The organism is Mesorhizobium sp. B2-4-17 (assembly GCF_006441275.1).
Taxonomy (GTDB): Bacteria; Pseudomonadota; Alphaproteobacteria; order Rhizobiales; family Rhizobiaceae; genus Mesorhizobium.
Window position 1 is genome coordinate 164,610 of the sequence record NZ_VFUX01000003.1, and the last position, 14,548, is coordinate 179,157.

General features: G+C 61.1%; 15 protein-coding genes and 1 tRNA gene. 13 read left to right on the top strand and 3 right to left on the bottom strand.

Annotation, left to right across the window (positions count from 1 at the left end; genetic code table 11):
* Nucleotides 1-103 precede the first annotated feature (103 nt).
* On the top strand, nt 104-1,294 hold the full coding sequence (gene mnmA / locus FJ548_RS04350) for a tRNA 2-thiouridine(34) synthase MnmA (RefSeq protein ID WP_140776969.1): 1,191 nt from the start codon (nt 104-106) through the stop codon (nt 1,292-1,294).
* 63 nt (nt 1,295-1,357) lie between these two features.
* Here the strand turns inward: mnmA and FJ548_RS04355 are convergent, their stop codons facing one another.
* Nucleotides 1,358-2,317, bottom strand: a complete 960-nt coding sequence (locus FJ548_RS04355) for a Gfo/Idh/MocA family oxidoreductase (RefSeq protein WP_140777062.1) — start codon at nt 2,315-2,317, stop codon at nt 1,358-1,360.
* Between the two features lie 240 nt (nt 2,318-2,557).
* Here FJ548_RS04355 and FJ548_RS04360 point away from each other — a divergent pair.
* Nucleotides 2,558-2,634: transfer RNA gene (locus FJ548_RS04360), tRNA-Met, on the top strand.
* A 250-nt stretch (nt 2,635-2,884) separates the two neighbouring features.
* Here the strand turns inward: FJ548_RS04360 and FJ548_RS04365 are convergent.
* The gene (locus tag FJ548_RS04365) at nt 2,885-4,060 is read right to left on the bottom strand and encodes a PcfJ domain-containing protein (protein ID WP_140776971.1); all 1,176 of its coding nucleotides are present in this window, start codon (nt 4,058-4,060) and stop codon (nt 2,885-2,887) included.
* A gap of 117 nt (nt 4,061-4,177) precedes the next feature.
* Here FJ548_RS04365 and FJ548_RS04370 point away from each other — a divergent pair, with 117 nt between their 5' ends.
* The 3 genes from FJ548_RS04370 (at nt 4,178) to FJ548_RS04380 (ending at nt 5,576) form a co-directional block, all read left to right on the top strand.
* Nucleotides 4,178-4,651: a hypothetical protein gene (locus FJ548_RS04370; protein ID WP_140776973.1), complete on the top strand. Its 474-nt coding sequence runs from the start codon at nt 4,178-4,180 to the stop codon at nt 4,649-4,651.
* Between the two features lie 383 nt (nt 4,652-5,034).
* Complete coding sequence (locus FJ548_RS04375) at nt 5,035-5,349, top strand: hypothetical protein (protein ID WP_140776975.1); 315 nt, start codon at nt 5,035-5,037, stop codon at nt 5,347-5,349.
* Nucleotides 5,346-5,576, top strand: a complete 231-nt coding sequence (locus FJ548_RS04380; RefSeq protein ID WP_140776977.1) for a hypothetical protein — start codon at nt 5,346-5,348, stop codon at nt 5,574-5,576. Before FJ548_RS04375 ends, FJ548_RS04380 begins: the two co-directional genes overlap by 4 nt.
* On the opposite strand, the gene FJ548_RS04385 is transcribed toward FJ548_RS04380, so the two are convergent.
* Nucleotides 5,523-6,053: a hypothetical protein gene (locus tag FJ548_RS04385; RefSeq protein WP_140776979.1), complete on the bottom strand. Its 531-nt coding sequence runs from the start codon at nt 6,051-6,053 to the stop codon at nt 5,523-5,525. The genes FJ548_RS04380 and FJ548_RS04385 overlap by 54 nt on opposite strands.
* A 228-nt stretch (nt 6,054-6,281) precedes the next feature.
* On the opposite strand from FJ548_RS04385, the gene FJ548_RS04390 reads away from it, so the two are divergent.
* The 8 genes from FJ548_RS04390 (at nt 6,282) to FJ548_RS04425 (ending at nt 14,346) form a co-directional block, all read left to right on the top strand.
* Nucleotides 6,282-7,394, top strand: a complete 1,113-nt coding sequence (locus FJ548_RS04390; protein ID WP_140776981.1) for a hypothetical protein — start codon at nt 6,282-6,284, stop codon at nt 7,392-7,394.
* Between the two features lie 66 nt (nt 7,395-7,460).
* Nucleotides 7,461-7,844, top strand: a complete 384-nt coding sequence (locus tag FJ548_RS04395) for a hypothetical protein (RefSeq protein ID WP_140776983.1) — start codon at nt 7,461-7,463, stop codon at nt 7,842-7,844.
* On the top strand, nt 7,841-8,065 hold the full coding sequence (locus FJ548_RS04400; protein WP_140776985.1) for a hypothetical protein: 225 nt from the start codon (nt 7,841-7,843) through the stop codon (nt 8,063-8,065). The genes FJ548_RS04395 and FJ548_RS04400 overlap by 4 nt, the downstream gene beginning before the upstream one ends.
* Complete coding sequence (locus FJ548_RS04405) at nt 8,062-8,673, top strand: hypothetical protein (protein ID WP_140776987.1); 612 nt, start codon at nt 8,062-8,064, stop codon at nt 8,671-8,673. The genes FJ548_RS04400 and FJ548_RS04405 overlap by 4 nt, the downstream gene beginning before the upstream one ends.
* A complete protein-coding gene (gene vsr, locus FJ548_RS04410; protein WP_281407050.1) occupies nt 8,655-9,074 on the top strand; it encodes a DNA mismatch endonuclease Vsr in 420 nt (139 codons plus the stop codon). Before FJ548_RS04405 ends, vsr begins: the two co-directional genes overlap by 19 nt.
* Before the next feature lie 142 nt (nt 9,075-9,216).
* On the top strand, nt 9,217-10,590 hold the full coding sequence (gene dcm, locus FJ548_RS04415) for a DNA (cytosine-5-)-methyltransferase (RefSeq protein ID WP_140776991.1): 1,374 nt from the start codon (nt 9,217-9,219) through the stop codon (nt 10,588-10,590).
* 58 nt (nt 10,591-10,648) lie between these two features.
* Nucleotides 10,649-12,148 (top strand): ATP-binding protein, encoded by a 1,500-nt coding sequence (locus tag FJ548_RS04420; RefSeq protein WP_181168708.1) that lies wholly within the window; start codon nt 10,649-10,651, stop codon nt 12,146-12,148.
* Nucleotides 12,145-14,346: a Z1 domain-containing protein gene (locus FJ548_RS04425; protein WP_140776995.1), complete on the top strand. Its 2,202-nt coding sequence runs from the start codon at nt 12,145-12,147 to the stop codon at nt 14,344-14,346. The genes FJ548_RS04420 and FJ548_RS04425 overlap by 4 nt, the downstream gene beginning before the upstream one ends.
* The last annotated feature ends 202 nt before the right edge of the window (nt 14,347-14,548 follow it).

A 14,548-nucleotide genomic window follows, 5' to 3' on the forward strand; every position in this document is an offset into this window, starting at 1 on the left:
GGCATTGGCCAGTCCAGTGAATCGCCCCGCAGCTGGCGCCGTGGGAAAGCTTGACCTATATTCTCGACATTGGCATTCAGGCGTCGCGCAGAATGAAAGCATCATGAACAGTCTCGATCTTCCCGGACGTCCCGAAAACACCCGCATCGTCGTCGCCATGTCGGGCGGCGTGGATTCGTCCGTGGTCGCCGGCCTGCTGAAGCGCGAGGGCTATGATGTCGTCGGCGTCACCCTGCAGCTTTACGACCACGGCGCGGCGACGCACCGGGCCGGTTCCTGCTGCGCCGGGCAGGACATAGACGATGCCCGCCGCGTTTCCGAGACGCTGGGAATTCCCCACTACGTGCTCGATTATGAGGAGCGCTTCCGCAAGGCCGTCATCGACCCCTTCGCCGAAAGCTACGTCGCCGGCGAAACCCCCATCCCTTGCGTCTCCTGCAACCAGACGGTGAAGTTCGCCGATCTCCTGGCCACCGCCAAGGAGTTGGGCGCCGATGCGCTCGCCACTGGCCATTATATCCGCTCCGGCGCCAATGGCGCGCACCGTGCGCTGTTCCGGCCGGTCGATGCCGACCGCGACCAGAGTTATTTCCTGTTCGCCACCACGCAGGCGCAGATCGACTATCTGCGCTTTCCGCTCGGTGGCCTGTCGAAGCCGCAGGTCCGCGCCATTGCCGAGGAGATGGGGCTCACGGTGGCCGCCAAGCAGGACAGCCAGGACATCTGCTTCGTGCCGCAGGGAAAATATTCCGACATTATCGCCAAGCTGAAGCCGGCCGCCGCCAATCCCGGCGACATCGTCCACATCGACGGCCGCGTGCTTGGCCGCCATGAAGGCATCCTGCGCTACACGATCGGCCAGCGCCGCGGCATCGGCATCGCGTCCGGCGAGCCGCTCTATGTCGTCCATCTCGACGCCGAACGGGCGCGCGTCGTGGTCGGTCCGCGCGAGGCGCTGGAGACGCACAAGATCTACCTGCGCAACATGAACTGGCTTGGCGACGGACCTCTGGCCGATGTCCCCGCCGGCGGCCTCGAGCTGTTCGCCAAGGTGCGCTCGACCAGGCCGCCACGTCCCGCGGTGCTGCGCCATGAGGCCGGCGTGACCTCGGTCGAATTGGCCGATGGCGAGTCCGGCATCGCGCCCGGACAGGCCTGCGTGCTCTATTCCGACGATGGCAACGAGGCCCGTGTCTTCGGCGGCGGCTTCATCGAGCGCTCCGAGCGCGGCGCCGAGGCCGAAGCCATGCTGAGCCGTCTTGCCGTGCGGCCCGCGCAGGTTCCCGCCGAATAAGCGCTATCCTCTCGACGCCGTCCGAAATCCGCTCCGCCCGTCGGGGCAGAATTTCCCTACGGCTCAGGACTTGGTGTGGGTGACTGTGCCCGCGGTCAGGATGCGCAGCACCCTGATCGCTTCCTCGCCGCTGGTGCGCGGTTCGGCGCGTGTCTCGATGCACTGGATGAAATGCTCCAGCTCGCGCGTCAGCGGCATGCCTTGCGCGACCGCGACATAGGACGGCTCGTTGGTGGTAAACGCCCATTGGCCGCTGTCCTGCCAGACCGCGTGGCGATAGACGGCAAGCTTGCGTTCCCACGGCTCGACATCGTCGAACACCGCCATCGCCTTGGTGCCGACCACGGTCAGCCGCCGCTCGCGATAGGGGTTGAGCCGCGACGTGAAAAGATGGCTGCGCAAGCCGTTGGGAAAGCGCATGTGCAGATGCGCGAAATCGCTGAGGCTATCGAGCAGCGCCGCGCCCTCGCCGCGCACCTCGATCGGCTCCGTGCCGGTGATGGCGAGGATCATCGACAGATCGTGCGGCGCCAAGTCCCAAAGCGCATCGTTCTCGGTATGAAACTTGCCGAGGCCGAGCCGATGCGAATGGATGTAGCGGACCTCGCCGAGCTCGCCTTTGTCGATCAGCCCCTTCAGCGTCTCGAAGGCGGGGTGGAAACGTAGGACATGGCCGACCATGAAGACGCGGCCGTTGTCCTTGGCCGCTTGCACCGAGCGCTCCGCGTCCGGCACCGTCAGCGCGATCGGCTTTTCCACCAGCACGTCCTTGCCGCTCTCGACGGCGCGCACGGAAAGATCGGCATGGAACTGCGGCGGCAAGGCCATGACGATGGCGTCGATATCGTCGCGAACGAACAGCTGGTCGGGCTGGATCGCCAGGCAGTCCTGTTCGCTGGCAAAGCCTTCGGCGCGGGCCCGGTTGGCGTCGGAAACCGCATGCAGCGCGCCGAGCGCCTTGAGGGTGCGGATATGGTTGCTGCCCCAGTATCCGCAACCGAGGACTGCAATGCGCGGCTTCATCTGTTTCAAACTCTAAAAACTCGTGGCCGAGACATAGCGACGTGCCTCTTCGAACTCAACCCCGGCGGTTGCAACCAAATGGCCACGCGGCAAAGCTTTTTCCGCAATGAGAATATGCGCCGATATAGAATGTTTCGAAGCTTGACAGGCTCGCCCTCGCAACCTTATATCCGCGCGACCTTGGCGAACGCCTCGAACTGCCTTTAGATTGAAGGCGGATTTCAGGCCTTCTGCCGCCCTGGCGGGGTAGCTCAGTTGGTTAGAGCACGGGAATCATAATCCTGGGGTCGGGGGTTCAAGTCCCTCTCCCGCTACCAAGATCTTCTAATGTATTCAGAGGTTTACGGAGCGATGCGGCAGCTAAGCCGCGTTAGCTTCATAAGTCTCGTATGCCCAACACCACTCTTACACCATTTCCCGATCCGTTCAGCCATGTCTACATCGGTCAACAAAGTGGTGCCGCCGTCCTCATTCGGAGAACCTTCTGCGTATCCCCACGGCTAGGTCTCGGGGTGCGGCACGTCCAATGTCAGCACGGACGGCTACAACAGTCGACGTCGCTCTTGATCAGCAGGAGGGACCGCGAGATGGAGCCCTGTCCCCGTCGTCGAGCCCCTCGTCGGTTTCGGTCCACTTCAGGGATTCCAGCCGCTCCCGGCCCATGATCTTGATGATGGAGTACATGTGCGTCGGTATCGGCCGCGCTAGGTCGCCCGACATGGAAATCCGAATCTCCATGTCGACATGGAGGCTCTCCGGCAGGACGACACCGTCGTAGTCGTCGGGTATCATCCAGTCGCGCCGCTCGATCTCCAAGAACCCGCTCACCGTCAAATTCTCCGGGATGCAGAGTTTCGGCGACACGGTGACATCGCCCAGCACCGTGAGATCCGTCGGAAGGGTGAATACGCCGAGCATGTCGACGACATCGCTGCCAACGTCCAGGTCGCCCCGGATCGTCGTCCCCGCGGGAATCCGGTCGACGTCGTAGACCGTGCCGTCCTCGGCCGTTACAACGGGCCACCAGATTTCTCTGTCCCGCCAGCCCTGGGCGATGGTGTAGGGCCTCAAGGCTTCCATGACTAGGCGCGCTGGGCGCCCGTTGTGCCTGCCTTGGATCTGGCTGATCGACCATCGAGCGTTCGCTTCCTGCCGCAGCTCGATCGTGACGACCGGTCGCTTCTTCGAATCCCGCACCGAAAGGTACCGCCCCCATCCCGCCCGCAGCCTGCCGTCATATGAGCCGTGTCCGATGCAATGATGCATGCGGCGGGATTCGAGATCAAGAGCCTCAGGAGTCAACATCCTGACCAGCTTATAGCCGTCGCCGAGGCCGGAGACGAACTCCTCGTCGTCCGGCCCGAGCGCCTTCGCTATACCGCCGTTGCGTCGATCCATGGCTCTGTCGGCTTCGCGCACGAGATCGTCATACGTGCCGCATTTCATCAGTTTTTTCGGCCTGCTGTGTTGGTCAAGATTTCCCAGCCACGGCGCGCCTTCATAGAGATCGGCTCGCAGCCAGTCTACAATGTGCGACAGCTGCTCGATACGGGGCATCGGATCGCTCCAGCCCTCGCTTGGCTTCTTTGGGTATTCTCCGCGGATGTTATTTGCGGCGATGCGCAGGATTGAATGTCTGACGAGATATGCCTCGGCCTGGCCGAGGCGCTCTAGCGCGCGAAGTTGGTCCAGCCATTCGTTGAGGAATTCGACGTCCTGCGGCAGCAATCCCTTGAGATTCATCGTCCCCCCTTCACGCGTCGACGTCCGTGCTCTCTGGCGTCCGTGGCGACGTAGGTCCCGCAGGACCCGTCCCAGCAGAAATTTATCGTCATTGCGAACATGGCCGCCACGATCGTCATGTCACGCAGCCTCCGCGATCTGCACGGCGTCGGCGTCGATCCGGCGCGCCGCTTCGCCCAAGTCCGCCAGCGTCGCCGACCTGCCGTCGATCCGGAACAGCCGCGGCGAGAGCTGCTCGATCCGACGCCAGGCGTTTCCGCAGAGATCGAGCAGCTGGCTCTCGGCGACGGCGCGGGTGTGCGTGCCCAGGTGCGCGTGTCGATAGCGTCGAGAGCGAGCGCCTTGGCGGCCCAGTGCAGTCCTGCGGTCGCATCGCGATATGAAGCCCGTTCCTGCTGCCCGCCCGCGCGCGGCCCGATGGGACGTGTCTGGAGCCGCGCCTCGATCGGAATGAGAGCCTGCAAGACTCCGGGCTCGGCGGCGATGGCGACCGCCAGCGGAGCCCTGACGCTGCCGCTGACCTTGGCCTGCGGAGCGTCGACCTCGATGACGAGCCGCCGTCGGCGGGCTCGGGCTGAAAGCCCCTGGTGATGCCCGGGCTGAATCGGACCCTGTCTTCGCCCTCAGGCCTAGCGCGCAGCCATGCGGACCCGAAGCCACAGGCTTCCAGCGCGGCGGCTGGTACCGTCAGGATGCACCAGCCACGAGTCCCTTTCGCGTCGCTGCGGTTCCGCGACCGGACATCGAGCGTCCCCTTGAAAACCTGCTGCATGAGGTAGCCCCCTTTTGCTTGTCTGCAAGAAGGGTTTTTCGGGCAGTCGGAAATTACAAATCAGTCAGCCCGAACAATATGTTGACGTGCACAGGCAGCATATGCTGCGCGTCAACTGAATGAGGCCGAAAATAAATTTTAAGGGGTCGCTTTTCTTTCCTGGATCCTTGTATGCGAGTGGTCGGGAACAGGAGATTTCAACATGGCACAGCATCGAGGAATGGACGTCGGCACGGCTGTCGGTTTGCAAGCAACGAGCCTCGGCGTCGGCATCGGAGCGGTAATGTTCACTGGACATGCGAACGCCATGGAGCGCGTCCGGCAGGACCGCGAGGCTCGCGAGCAGGCAACGTACGACGCTGCTGTGTCCGCGGCTCTCGGCAACGCCGAACAGCTCGGCCGCATCGCCCGCCAGGCGGTCCGTGATCTGGCTACGGCGAACGCGGAAATCGCAAAGCTGCGCCGCGCGCTGGAGCAGCGGCAGGGCTTCATCGACCGGATGAAGAGGGTTGCATGAAGAAGTCAGTCGACGAGCTGTTCGAAGAATTCAAGGACCTGCTGCAAGAAGTCCCTGAAGCAGAGCGCGCGCTGCGCGACTATCGCGCGATCCGCGGCGTCCAGTCACGTGACGCCGCTATTTCCCGGATGCGTGAGCGCGAGCTGAGGCAACGCGAAGATGAGTGGAGTGCGCTACGCGAGTACCTGCGCGCGAGCGGCATGAGCGTTTCGGATTCGATCCATTAAAAGATCGCGGGCCGGGTGGACAACAGCACTCGGTCCTTCGATTTCCTGAGGAACTGACGAGGTCGGCAACCCGACTACCCCGCAGCGCTTGCCGGACACGGCAAGCTCGCACGCTTTCGGCCCGGCCGTCGCCAGCCGCTGCAGGTCCTCCTCGCGCAATCCCAGTAGCCAATCCGTCTGCGCCGGCGACAGGCCGGAGATGTCGACTGCTCCGCGGATCGCGGGGTCGAGCGCGGATGCATATTGATGCACCGCCATTCCGACGTCGCTCGCGTGGGCGAAGTCGTTGGCGACCTCGCGCGTGTACTCGTCGCGGTACTCGTTGCGGACGTCCTCCGGAGTCGTCGTCGGCTGCGCCAGCTGCGGCATTGACGGCGGGGCAACGCAAAGCAGGCGACAGAACGCGGCGATGACGGCGAGGATCGCGCGCAGGATCGCTTCCACGGCTTCAAGTGCCAGGCGGATGACAGCTTTCATATGACGAACTCCTAAAATTGTCGGCGTATTGACAATGGTGGCGGATTCTGCAGCAAGCTACATGCAGATTTTTGAAGCTAAATTTGTTTACGAAGGCCCGAGAAAACTTGGAAGTTGCAATTTTCAATTTGCAAGTATCAAAAACTTTTTGCGAACTGGCTTGTATTGAGCGTCATTACACACAATCATTTCCTTGTCAGCGGGGTGCTGATGACAAGGGAGGACGACTTGACTGACATCGAAACACTGACCGCAGCGGTGCTCCGGACGTTCAAAACGACAGCGCAGAAAACCCAGGTGCGGGCGGTGCCGTTCGCCGCTGACGAGATCGTCCGCAGGGCTCTAGCGGACACGGCGCACAGGCACGCGTTTCTCGAGACTGTCGAAGTCGAGGGCGTGGCGGTCAGCGTCTACGGCATACCGACGCTTTCGAAAAAGCTGCTGGTCTTCACCGCGGACGACGGCAAGGCGTACAGCGGCTTCGCGCCGATGAGCAAGCCTGCCGCGCCCAGGGTGCCGAAGGCACTGAAGAAAGCCGCGCCTGCGGAGGAGCCCAAGGCGAAGCATGCAATGCCGATCGTGACGGCTGAACCGAAGAATTTCGAGGCCGACGAGCGGATCGGCGTCGGGGCACGCACTCACAACGGCGAGCGCAGGCTTTTCACATACGTGCGTCAGGGCGCGGCCGTGGGCGACCGCGTCGTTTCGGACGGGTGGACTACTCGTATCGTCGAACTTGCGGATGTCAGTGACCGAGGTCGGCTTGTGTATCTCGAAGAGGAACGCGACTTCGACCGCGTCATCGCAGTCATGTCCGCGCTGGCTCGCGAGCCGAAGCAGCACGATGAACTCTTCGGCTCGACAACTCAGGGCGGAGACAAGGAATACCTGAAATCCGTGCCAGGCACATTCACTGCCGGCGACCGATTTGCATCGACGACAGGCCGGGGCTCGCGGGAACTCGTCGTCACAGGACTTGGGAAACCGTTCCAGGCTGATTATTCGACGAAATGGGTGCAATACGCATACGTCGTCAGAGCCGAGGCTTACGACGCGATGACTGACACTGATAAAGCTGCGCTTCCGAAGGACGCGGCCGAAGCCGAGGTTTTGGCCGTCGCCAAGGCAAAGGAAACCGCAAAGACGGCGCGAAGGGCGGCTACCGTCCTCGGCGGCAGGGCGCTGACGGGCACTCCGAAACAGAAGGCTTGGGCGGAGAAAATCCGCGCTGCGGTACTCGCGAAAGCACCGCCCTCGGCGGCCGAGGAGTATCTCTCCGGAGAGAAGTTCCGAGCCGCGACATACTGGATAGAAAACCACCGCAACGCCCTGCCGCGGTGAATCCGATGGGGCTGCGCTCATACCAGTTCGATCTGAGCTTGAACGGTGTCGGCCGCGAGTACAAACGTGCTCGCGCAGGCCGATACTGGTACTGGAAAGACCGTCGTTCTCGCCGACGCCGCGAAGCGCGAGAAATATATCATCGTCGTAGCGCACCGCAATATCCTGATCCGCCAGGCGTCACTGACGCTTGCGAAGCACGGCATCATCCATGGATCTGGCTGCTCGGAGCACACGCGCCGCATGTGCTTGCTTGAGCAGCGCCGCGTTCTCGGCAAGGAGATGCTCCGCAAGGACGCCATCGCCGAGGCGAGCACGCACGCCAGCTATCGCGTCGTCGAGCGGCTGACAGCCGAACTCGAAGCGGCGCATCCGTCAGACACTCAAACGGACTGGGACTGGGCAGGCTTCGCAGCCAACGGCGCGCAGTCGGTGTTGAGGGCATCATGAGGCGGTACGACGATGACATGGACACGGATGAGCACGGCCGCAGGCTCCTCGAAGCAAAGCTGGCGCTCGCCATGCGGGATCACGCCGTCGGGGAGAAGGCAATCATTGGCGCCTTGAGGAACAGGGACGACGACGCGGTCGCCGCCGCAAGAGAACACCGGATGCGAGCTGCGGCCATCATCGCAGACATCGAAGAAAACAGAGGGGAGTACAGGCCATGAGGACCGCATCACATCAGGAGATCCGAGATCACTACGTCGAGGTCCGCGACCGCCTCAAGCGCAGCGGCTGGGATTCGTATCGCATCGCCGGCGAGCTCGGCGTTGCGCGGCAGACCAGCTACCAGTACGCCTTCAAGCCGGAGGCTAAGGGAGCCCGCGTGATCCCGGCTGAGAAGCTGGACAAGCTGCGCACCGCTGCCGTACGCGCGATTCACCAGCACTGGGACCGCGGCCAATTTCCATGGTTGACGCGAGAGCAGCGGCTGTGGATCGTTTTCGGACCGCAGCTGGAGGTCGTGCTGCAGACGACGCAGCCCGGCTTCGCCGCGTTCTACGCGGCCCGACATGGCTACTCGTGTATGCCCGGCAAGGAGGACGTCAAGCCTGATTTCAGGCTGCAGCTGGACGAAGAGCTGTGCGTGAAGTGGCTTGGCTTCCGCCACGGCGGCCTTGTGACGAAGGACGATGCGATGGCCATTGCCGACGTCGACGAATACCTCGTCGAGCGCGTGGGTCTCGAGAACCCGGGCTGGCGCATCCAGCCGACTGCGGCGCAGGTCCAGCGCATCCGTGAGCTTCATGATAGGAGATTTCTCAATGCTGCGTAAACCAGTCCAGCGCCCATATGCGGCTCATCCGCAAGAAGAACACCAAACCCGAACTCGATGTTCGGCGTCTCGTTCACTCGATGGGATATCGCTACAGGCTTCATCGCCGTGACTTGCCCGGCACGCCAGACCTGGTATTTCCATCATGCAAAAAGGTGATCCTCGTTCATGGTTGCTTCTGGCATCAGCATGATTGCCGGTTGGGGGATCGTCAGCCCAAGGCCAACCCCTCGTACTGGCTGCCGAAATTGCAGCGCAACAAAGATCGAGACGCGGCGACGGAACGGGCGCTCTTGGTTCTTGGCTGGGGGGTGATGGTGGTTTGGGAATGCGAGGTGCGTGACAAGGTCGCGGTCGCCGGCCGAATTCGTCGCTTCCTGGATGAGCCGAACATATCGTAACGGTTTGATAGAAAAGGGAATTTCTGTTGTGGTGCTCTGGCACTCTTCAAGCTAAGCTGAATCGTGCGCGGTAGAATCGCGCCGCCGGGGGGCACTTTCGCAGCGTGATCCGCCTACCAGCGATTCTGCGGGAGCACGATTTTTGTCCACATTGCGTTTCATTGACCTATTCGCAGGCTTAGGGGGCTTTCATCAGGCACTTGCGCAACTCGGGCATCGATGTGTTTTTGCATCGGAAATCGATCCGACGTTGGTTGATCTCTATGAGAAGAATTTTGGAATCCGTCCGTCTGGGGATATTCGACAGGCATACAAGAGCATCCCGCCGCACGATGTTTTGTGCGCAGGATTTCCTTGCCAGCCATTTTCCAAAGCTGGCGAGCAGCTTGGATTTGATTGCCCGCAATGGGGCGATCTCTTCGAATACGTGATCAGGATTTTGAAGCGGCATAAGCCTCGCTTCCTTCTTGTAGAAAACGTCCCCAACTTGCTGAGGCACGATCAGGGGCGGACGTGGGAACGCGTGTGCCAACGTTTGCGTGATGCAGGCTATGCCATCGACTTCAAGCTCCTATCGCCACATATGTTCGGCGTTCCGCAGACTCGGGAACGCGCATTGATCGTCGGTGCGCGGGCGGGACTAGCTCAGTTCGTATGGCCTATCGCGACACACAGCGCCGATGATATTTCCATCGCCGCCGTGCTAGACGACGCTCCGACGGAAGCCCGAGCTTTGACACCCGCCGCAATCAGCTATCTCACCGCTTGGCAGACCCTGCTCGACCGGCTTCCGCGCGATGAGCAACTCCCCTCTTTTCCGATATGGGCTATGGAGTTCGGCGCGACATACCCGTATCGCGTCGCGACCCCTACGAGCATGTCCGCGAAAGATTTGGGATCGTTCAAGGGAGCGTTTGGGCAGCCGCTACGCGGACTACAGAAATCAGAGATGGTCGCCCTTCTGCCGTCCTATGCCCGTTCCGCGAACGATACCTTTCCGAACTGGAAGATCGATTTCATTGATCAGAACCGCGCGTTCTATCGCAAGCACCGCGCGATCGTCGACGCTTGGCTGCCATCCATCCGGGAGTTCGCCCCCAGTTTCCAGAAGCTGGAATGGAATTGGAAGAACGGACCAAAAGACCTTTGGCACACCGTCATCCAGTTTCGAGCTTCAGGTATCCGGGCAAAGCGGCCCAATGCAGCGCCATCGCTTGTCGCCCTCACGACAAGCCAAGTGCCTGTCATTCCTTGGCAAAAGCGCTACATGACGATGCGCGAATGTGCCCGGCTGCAAAGCATGGGTAAGCTCACACATTTGCCCGAAACGCAGACGGCCGCCTACAAGGCGTTAGGCAACGCCGTAAACGTTGAAGTAGTGACGGCGGTTGCGACGCAGCTTCTGTCCGGGCCGCCCCCGAGAAAATTGAACCGCGGCAAGCGCGTGGTGAGTGGGGCCGCGCCCATATCCACTTCGCGCAGAAAGAAGGCCGATGAGGCTCGCATCGCCATCTAGTGAGGAACCGATCTCGGCACCTCCACCGCAAACGGTGAGCATCCGTCCAGGTGTAAGTGTGCTTTCCGTCCTGAGGCATCTCAACTATCAGCCTTGGTTCGCGCTGGCCGAGTTCGTGGACAACGCCGTCCAAAGCTACCTTGAGAATAAGGTCGAGCTTCAAAAGCTCCACGGTGAGCAGTGGAAGCTCAAGGTCTCCATCTCCATCGATACGTCGGCGCCAGGCCGGATCGTCATCCGTGACAACGCTGCTGGAATTCAGCAAAGCGTGTTTCCCAGAGCTTTTCGCCCCGCTGTCATTCCCCCCGACCGCTCCGGCTTGTCCGAATTTGGAATGGGGATGAAAAGCGCGGCGTGCTGGTTTTCGTCACGCTGGCACGTGCGGACCAAAGCGCTTGGAGAAGAAGTTGAGCGCTCGGTTCATTTCGATATAAATCACATCGTTCGTGACGAGATTGAGGAACTGACGATCGACGAGCGCGGCGCTCAGGCAAACGCGCACTACACCGAAATCGTTCTAGAAGATCTGCACCATGTGCCCCTGGGTCGCACGCTTGGCAAGATCAAGGAGCATCTAACGGACATCTACCGCGTTTTTGTCCGTGAGGGCACGTTGGAGTTGAAACTCGGCGCGGACACTCTCGCCTATGCTGAGCCGCCCGTGCTTAATGCGCCATACTACAAAGAACCAACTGGGAAGCCGCATCTTTGGCGCAAAGACATCGGGTTCGACTTAGGCGGCGGTCTTTCTGTGACCGGCTTCGCCGCTCTGCGCGACCCGGGCAACTATTCCCGCTCCGGGTTCGCGCTGTTTCGGCGAAGCCGATTGATCGAGGGAAGCGGTGAAGAGGGATACCGGCCCACTGCGATCTTTGGGACCAGCGGCAGCAGCAGCTATGCGCGCCTGCGCCTTTTCGGCGAACTCCACCTGAGAGGCTTCGAGGTCAGCCATACGAAGGATGGCTTTCGATGGGACGAGAACGAGGAGCCGTTCCTCGACCTTCTCAGGGAGCATCTTGATAGCGAGGAACTGCCACTGCTCCGGCAGTGCGAGAACTACCGATCACTTGCATCCAAGAAAGATCGCAAACTAGCCGCGACCATAGCGCTTCAGCGCGCGGGCAATGCAATTGCGGATACCGTTCCCGACGTTCTCCCCGGAATCGCGGACAAGGAGCCGGTCGAGACACGGACCGAACCGCTGGACGAACAACCAACTCTAGCCACGCGGGAGTTCCGCTTCGACTTCCGCGGCGATCCATGGCTCGTCAGGATCGAGCTATCTGACGATCCCGCCGAAGGCGACTGGCTGTCTATCAGTGATCTCGGAGCCGCCACGGAGTGCGGCCCCGATACGATCGAGATACGCGTTTCGATGGCGCATCCATTTATGATCTCATTCGCTCAGACCGAAGCCGACGCTATTGAGCCGCTTCTGCGCATAGCGGCAGCGCTTGCAATTTCAGAGAAGCTGGCGCGACGCGCGGGCGTGAAATCGGCGGGCACTGTACGGCGCAATATGAATGATCTTCTCAGGGAGGCCTTGTCGCAGCCATGACTTCCAAAGCCTCACCCCCGGCGGGCAAGCCGCTTAAGCCCGGTATTAAATGGGTTCCCAGTCGGGGCGAGCAGGCCCTGGGTGTCGCCGAGCGAAGCAAGCTGGACGCCAATGCCCAGGAGGCGCTGCTTCAGTCGGCCGCCGAAATATTGGGATCGGGCATGGACCCGAAGAAGCTGCCCGACAAGGCTACCGGCCTAGTGGTCGGATACGTCCAAAGCGGAAAGACGCTTTCATTCACGACCGTTATCGGCCTTGCCCGCGACAATGGCTTTCCAATCGTGATCCTCGTCGCAGGCAACAAGGACAATTTGCTCACCCAGTCTCATCAGCGACTCCATAAGGATTTGGACGTCGATGGCGGAGAAGGGCTGCCTGCCTGGATCATGGAGAAGAACCCCAAGGTGCAGGACGGGCAGTATGAGCAACTTCTGCGGCAGACGATTGCAAATTGGCGGGACACGACACGCGATCCCGATGAGAAGCCCACGCTGCTGCTGACGGTTCTGAAGCAAAATCATCGTCTTCGTGCGCTGACGGGTTTGCTCAGCAAGCTGAATTTGACGGATGTCCCCGCGCTTGTGATCGACGACGAAGCGGATCAGGCAAGCCTGAACACGAAGGTGAATCAGAACAACGAAAGCACTACCTACACCCGGCTCCGCGAGTTGCGTGATGCGTTACCCTGCCATACCTTTTTGCAGTACACCGCGACACCTCAGGCGCCCTTGCTCATCAATATCGCGGACATTCTGTCTCCCGATTTTGTTCACGTCCTTGAGCCAGGCACCGGTTATGTTGGCGGCGAAGAATTCTTCAAGACCGGCAGCCCGTACGTCAAAACAATTCCAGTTGGCGACATTCCGCCGAACAACGCGCCGATGCCGGTCGATCCGCCTGACAGCCTTCTCACGGCCATGAGGCTCTTTTACGTCGGGCTCGCTGCCAGCATCATCGCCAAATCGGGCCGACGTTCCATGCTCATTCACCCGGCGCGCGAGCGGCTGGTTCATCTGGCCAATGTCCAGTGGGCGGCCGCCGCTAAGGAGGCCTGGTATAGCGCCCTGCTGGCACCCGCCCATGATCCTGATCGAAAGGAGGCGATTGCCGATTTCAATAAGGCCTACGACGAGTTGGCCAAAACCGACCCCACGTTGCCGGACTTCAACCTTATTGTTGAGAAACTGCCGCGTGCGCTGCGCGGCACGACGATCATTGAGTTCAACACACGCGGCGCGCCGAAAACGCCCGAAATTAACTGGCGCAATGCCGAGGGCTGGATTCTCGTCGGCGGCCAGGCCGTTGATCGCGGCTTCACGGTGGATTCGCTTTCGATCACCTACATGCCCAGAGGCGTTGGGGTCGGCAACGCCGACACGATCCAGCAGCGCGCGCGCTTCTTTGGCTACAAGCGCAAGTACCTTGGACTGTGCCGCATTTACATGGAGCAGAATCTGAAGGGCGCGTTTGAGGACTATGTCGAGCACGAGCAGACGATGCGTACCGAACTCAAGAGGCTCTCCGAAACTGGCGTTAACCTTCATACGTGGCGACGACGCCTCATTCTTGATCCAGCCCTTCATCCATGCCGAAGGTCGGTGGTCTCAGACCCCTACACGCGCGCACGGGCTGGCGGAGGCTGGACCCAGCAGCGCGGCGCGTTGATGACAATCGTCACCCGCCAGGCAAATGGCGCTGTCCTCAACGAGTTAGCCAAAGGCATCACGTTCCAGCCGGATACCACCTACCCGTCAAAGGAGGCGGCGCAGCAACACCTCATCGCACCGAGCGTGCCCATGCAAGCAGTCGTGGACGCTTTAGTTGACTACCGCTTTGAAGACCCGCGCGACACGGCGAGCTTCACGGGGCTGCTTGTCACGATTGGCGAAGCGTTGCGGCGAAACAAGAACCTCGTCGCCACGGTGTATCGAATGAGGCCGACCGCAGGTGGCCGGCGTGACATTCACGACGACGGCACGATTGACAACTTCCTACAAGGCCGGACGGACCGTGTGGGCGGCTATCCCGGAGACACATCCTTTCAACAGCCCAATCGCGTGACCGTTCAGTTGCACGCCTATGACCTGAGGTTTGCGAGCAGCGGTAAGCCAGCTGCGGAAGCGGCCCCGCTCATTGTTTTCCACATTCCGCCTGCGCTGGCGAAGGACTGGCTGGTGCAGGTGCAAAGCGGGCAATAACGACAGTTGGCAGCAGCAAATGTTGGCCTGGTAGGGGAGCGAGCATGGGCAATCCAGAGAATTTTAGCCTTGATATCCCCCGACGTTGCCAATGCTGATCGACGGGCTTTGGGCGGAGGTGTCAAAGAAGCGAGCGGGTGGCGCGCTCCCGTTGAACGCCTCGTTCCTGCTGGCAATCTCGACACCCATGGTCAATCTTCCG

Bases quoted from the DNA above. Each gene is read 5' to 3' on its own strand.
- FJ548_RS04365 (WP_140776971.1), bottom strand. From the start codon at position 4,060: ATGAATCTCAAGGGATTGCTGCCGCAGGACGTCGAATTCCTCAACGAA.
- mnmA (WP_140776969.1), top strand. From the start codon at position 104: ATGAACAGTCTCGATCTTCCCGGACGTCCCGAAAACACCCGCATCGTC.
- FJ548_RS04380 (WP_140776977.1), top strand. From the start codon at position 5,346: ATGAAGAAGTCAGTCGACGAGCTGTTCGAAGAATTCAAGGACCTGCTG.
- FJ548_RS04400 (WP_140776985.1), top strand. From the start codon at position 7,841: ATGAGGCGGTACGACGATGACATGGACACGGATGAGCACGGCCGCAGG.
- FJ548_RS04370 (WP_140776973.1), top strand. From the start codon at position 4,178: ATGTCACGCAGCCTCCGCGATCTGCACGGCGTCGGCGTCGATCCGGCG.
- FJ548_RS04425 (WP_140776995.1), top strand. From the start codon at position 12,145: ATGACTTCCAAAGCCTCACCCCCGGCGGGCAAGCCGCTTAAGCCCGGT.
- FJ548_RS04375 (WP_140776975.1), top strand. From the start codon at position 5,035: ATGGCACAGCATCGAGGAATGGACGTCGGCACGGCTGTCGGTTTGCAA.
- FJ548_RS04405 (WP_140776987.1), top strand. From the start codon at position 8,062: ATGAGGACCGCATCACATCAGGAGATCCGAGATCACTACGTCGAGGTC.
- FJ548_RS04355 (WP_140777062.1), bottom strand. From the start codon at position 2,317: ATGAAGCCGCGCATTGCAGTCCTCGGTTGCGGATACTGGGGCAGCAAC.
- FJ548_RS04385 (WP_140776979.1), bottom strand. From the start codon at position 6,053: ATGAAAGCTGTCATCCGCCTGGCACTTGAAGCCGTGGAAGCGATCCTG.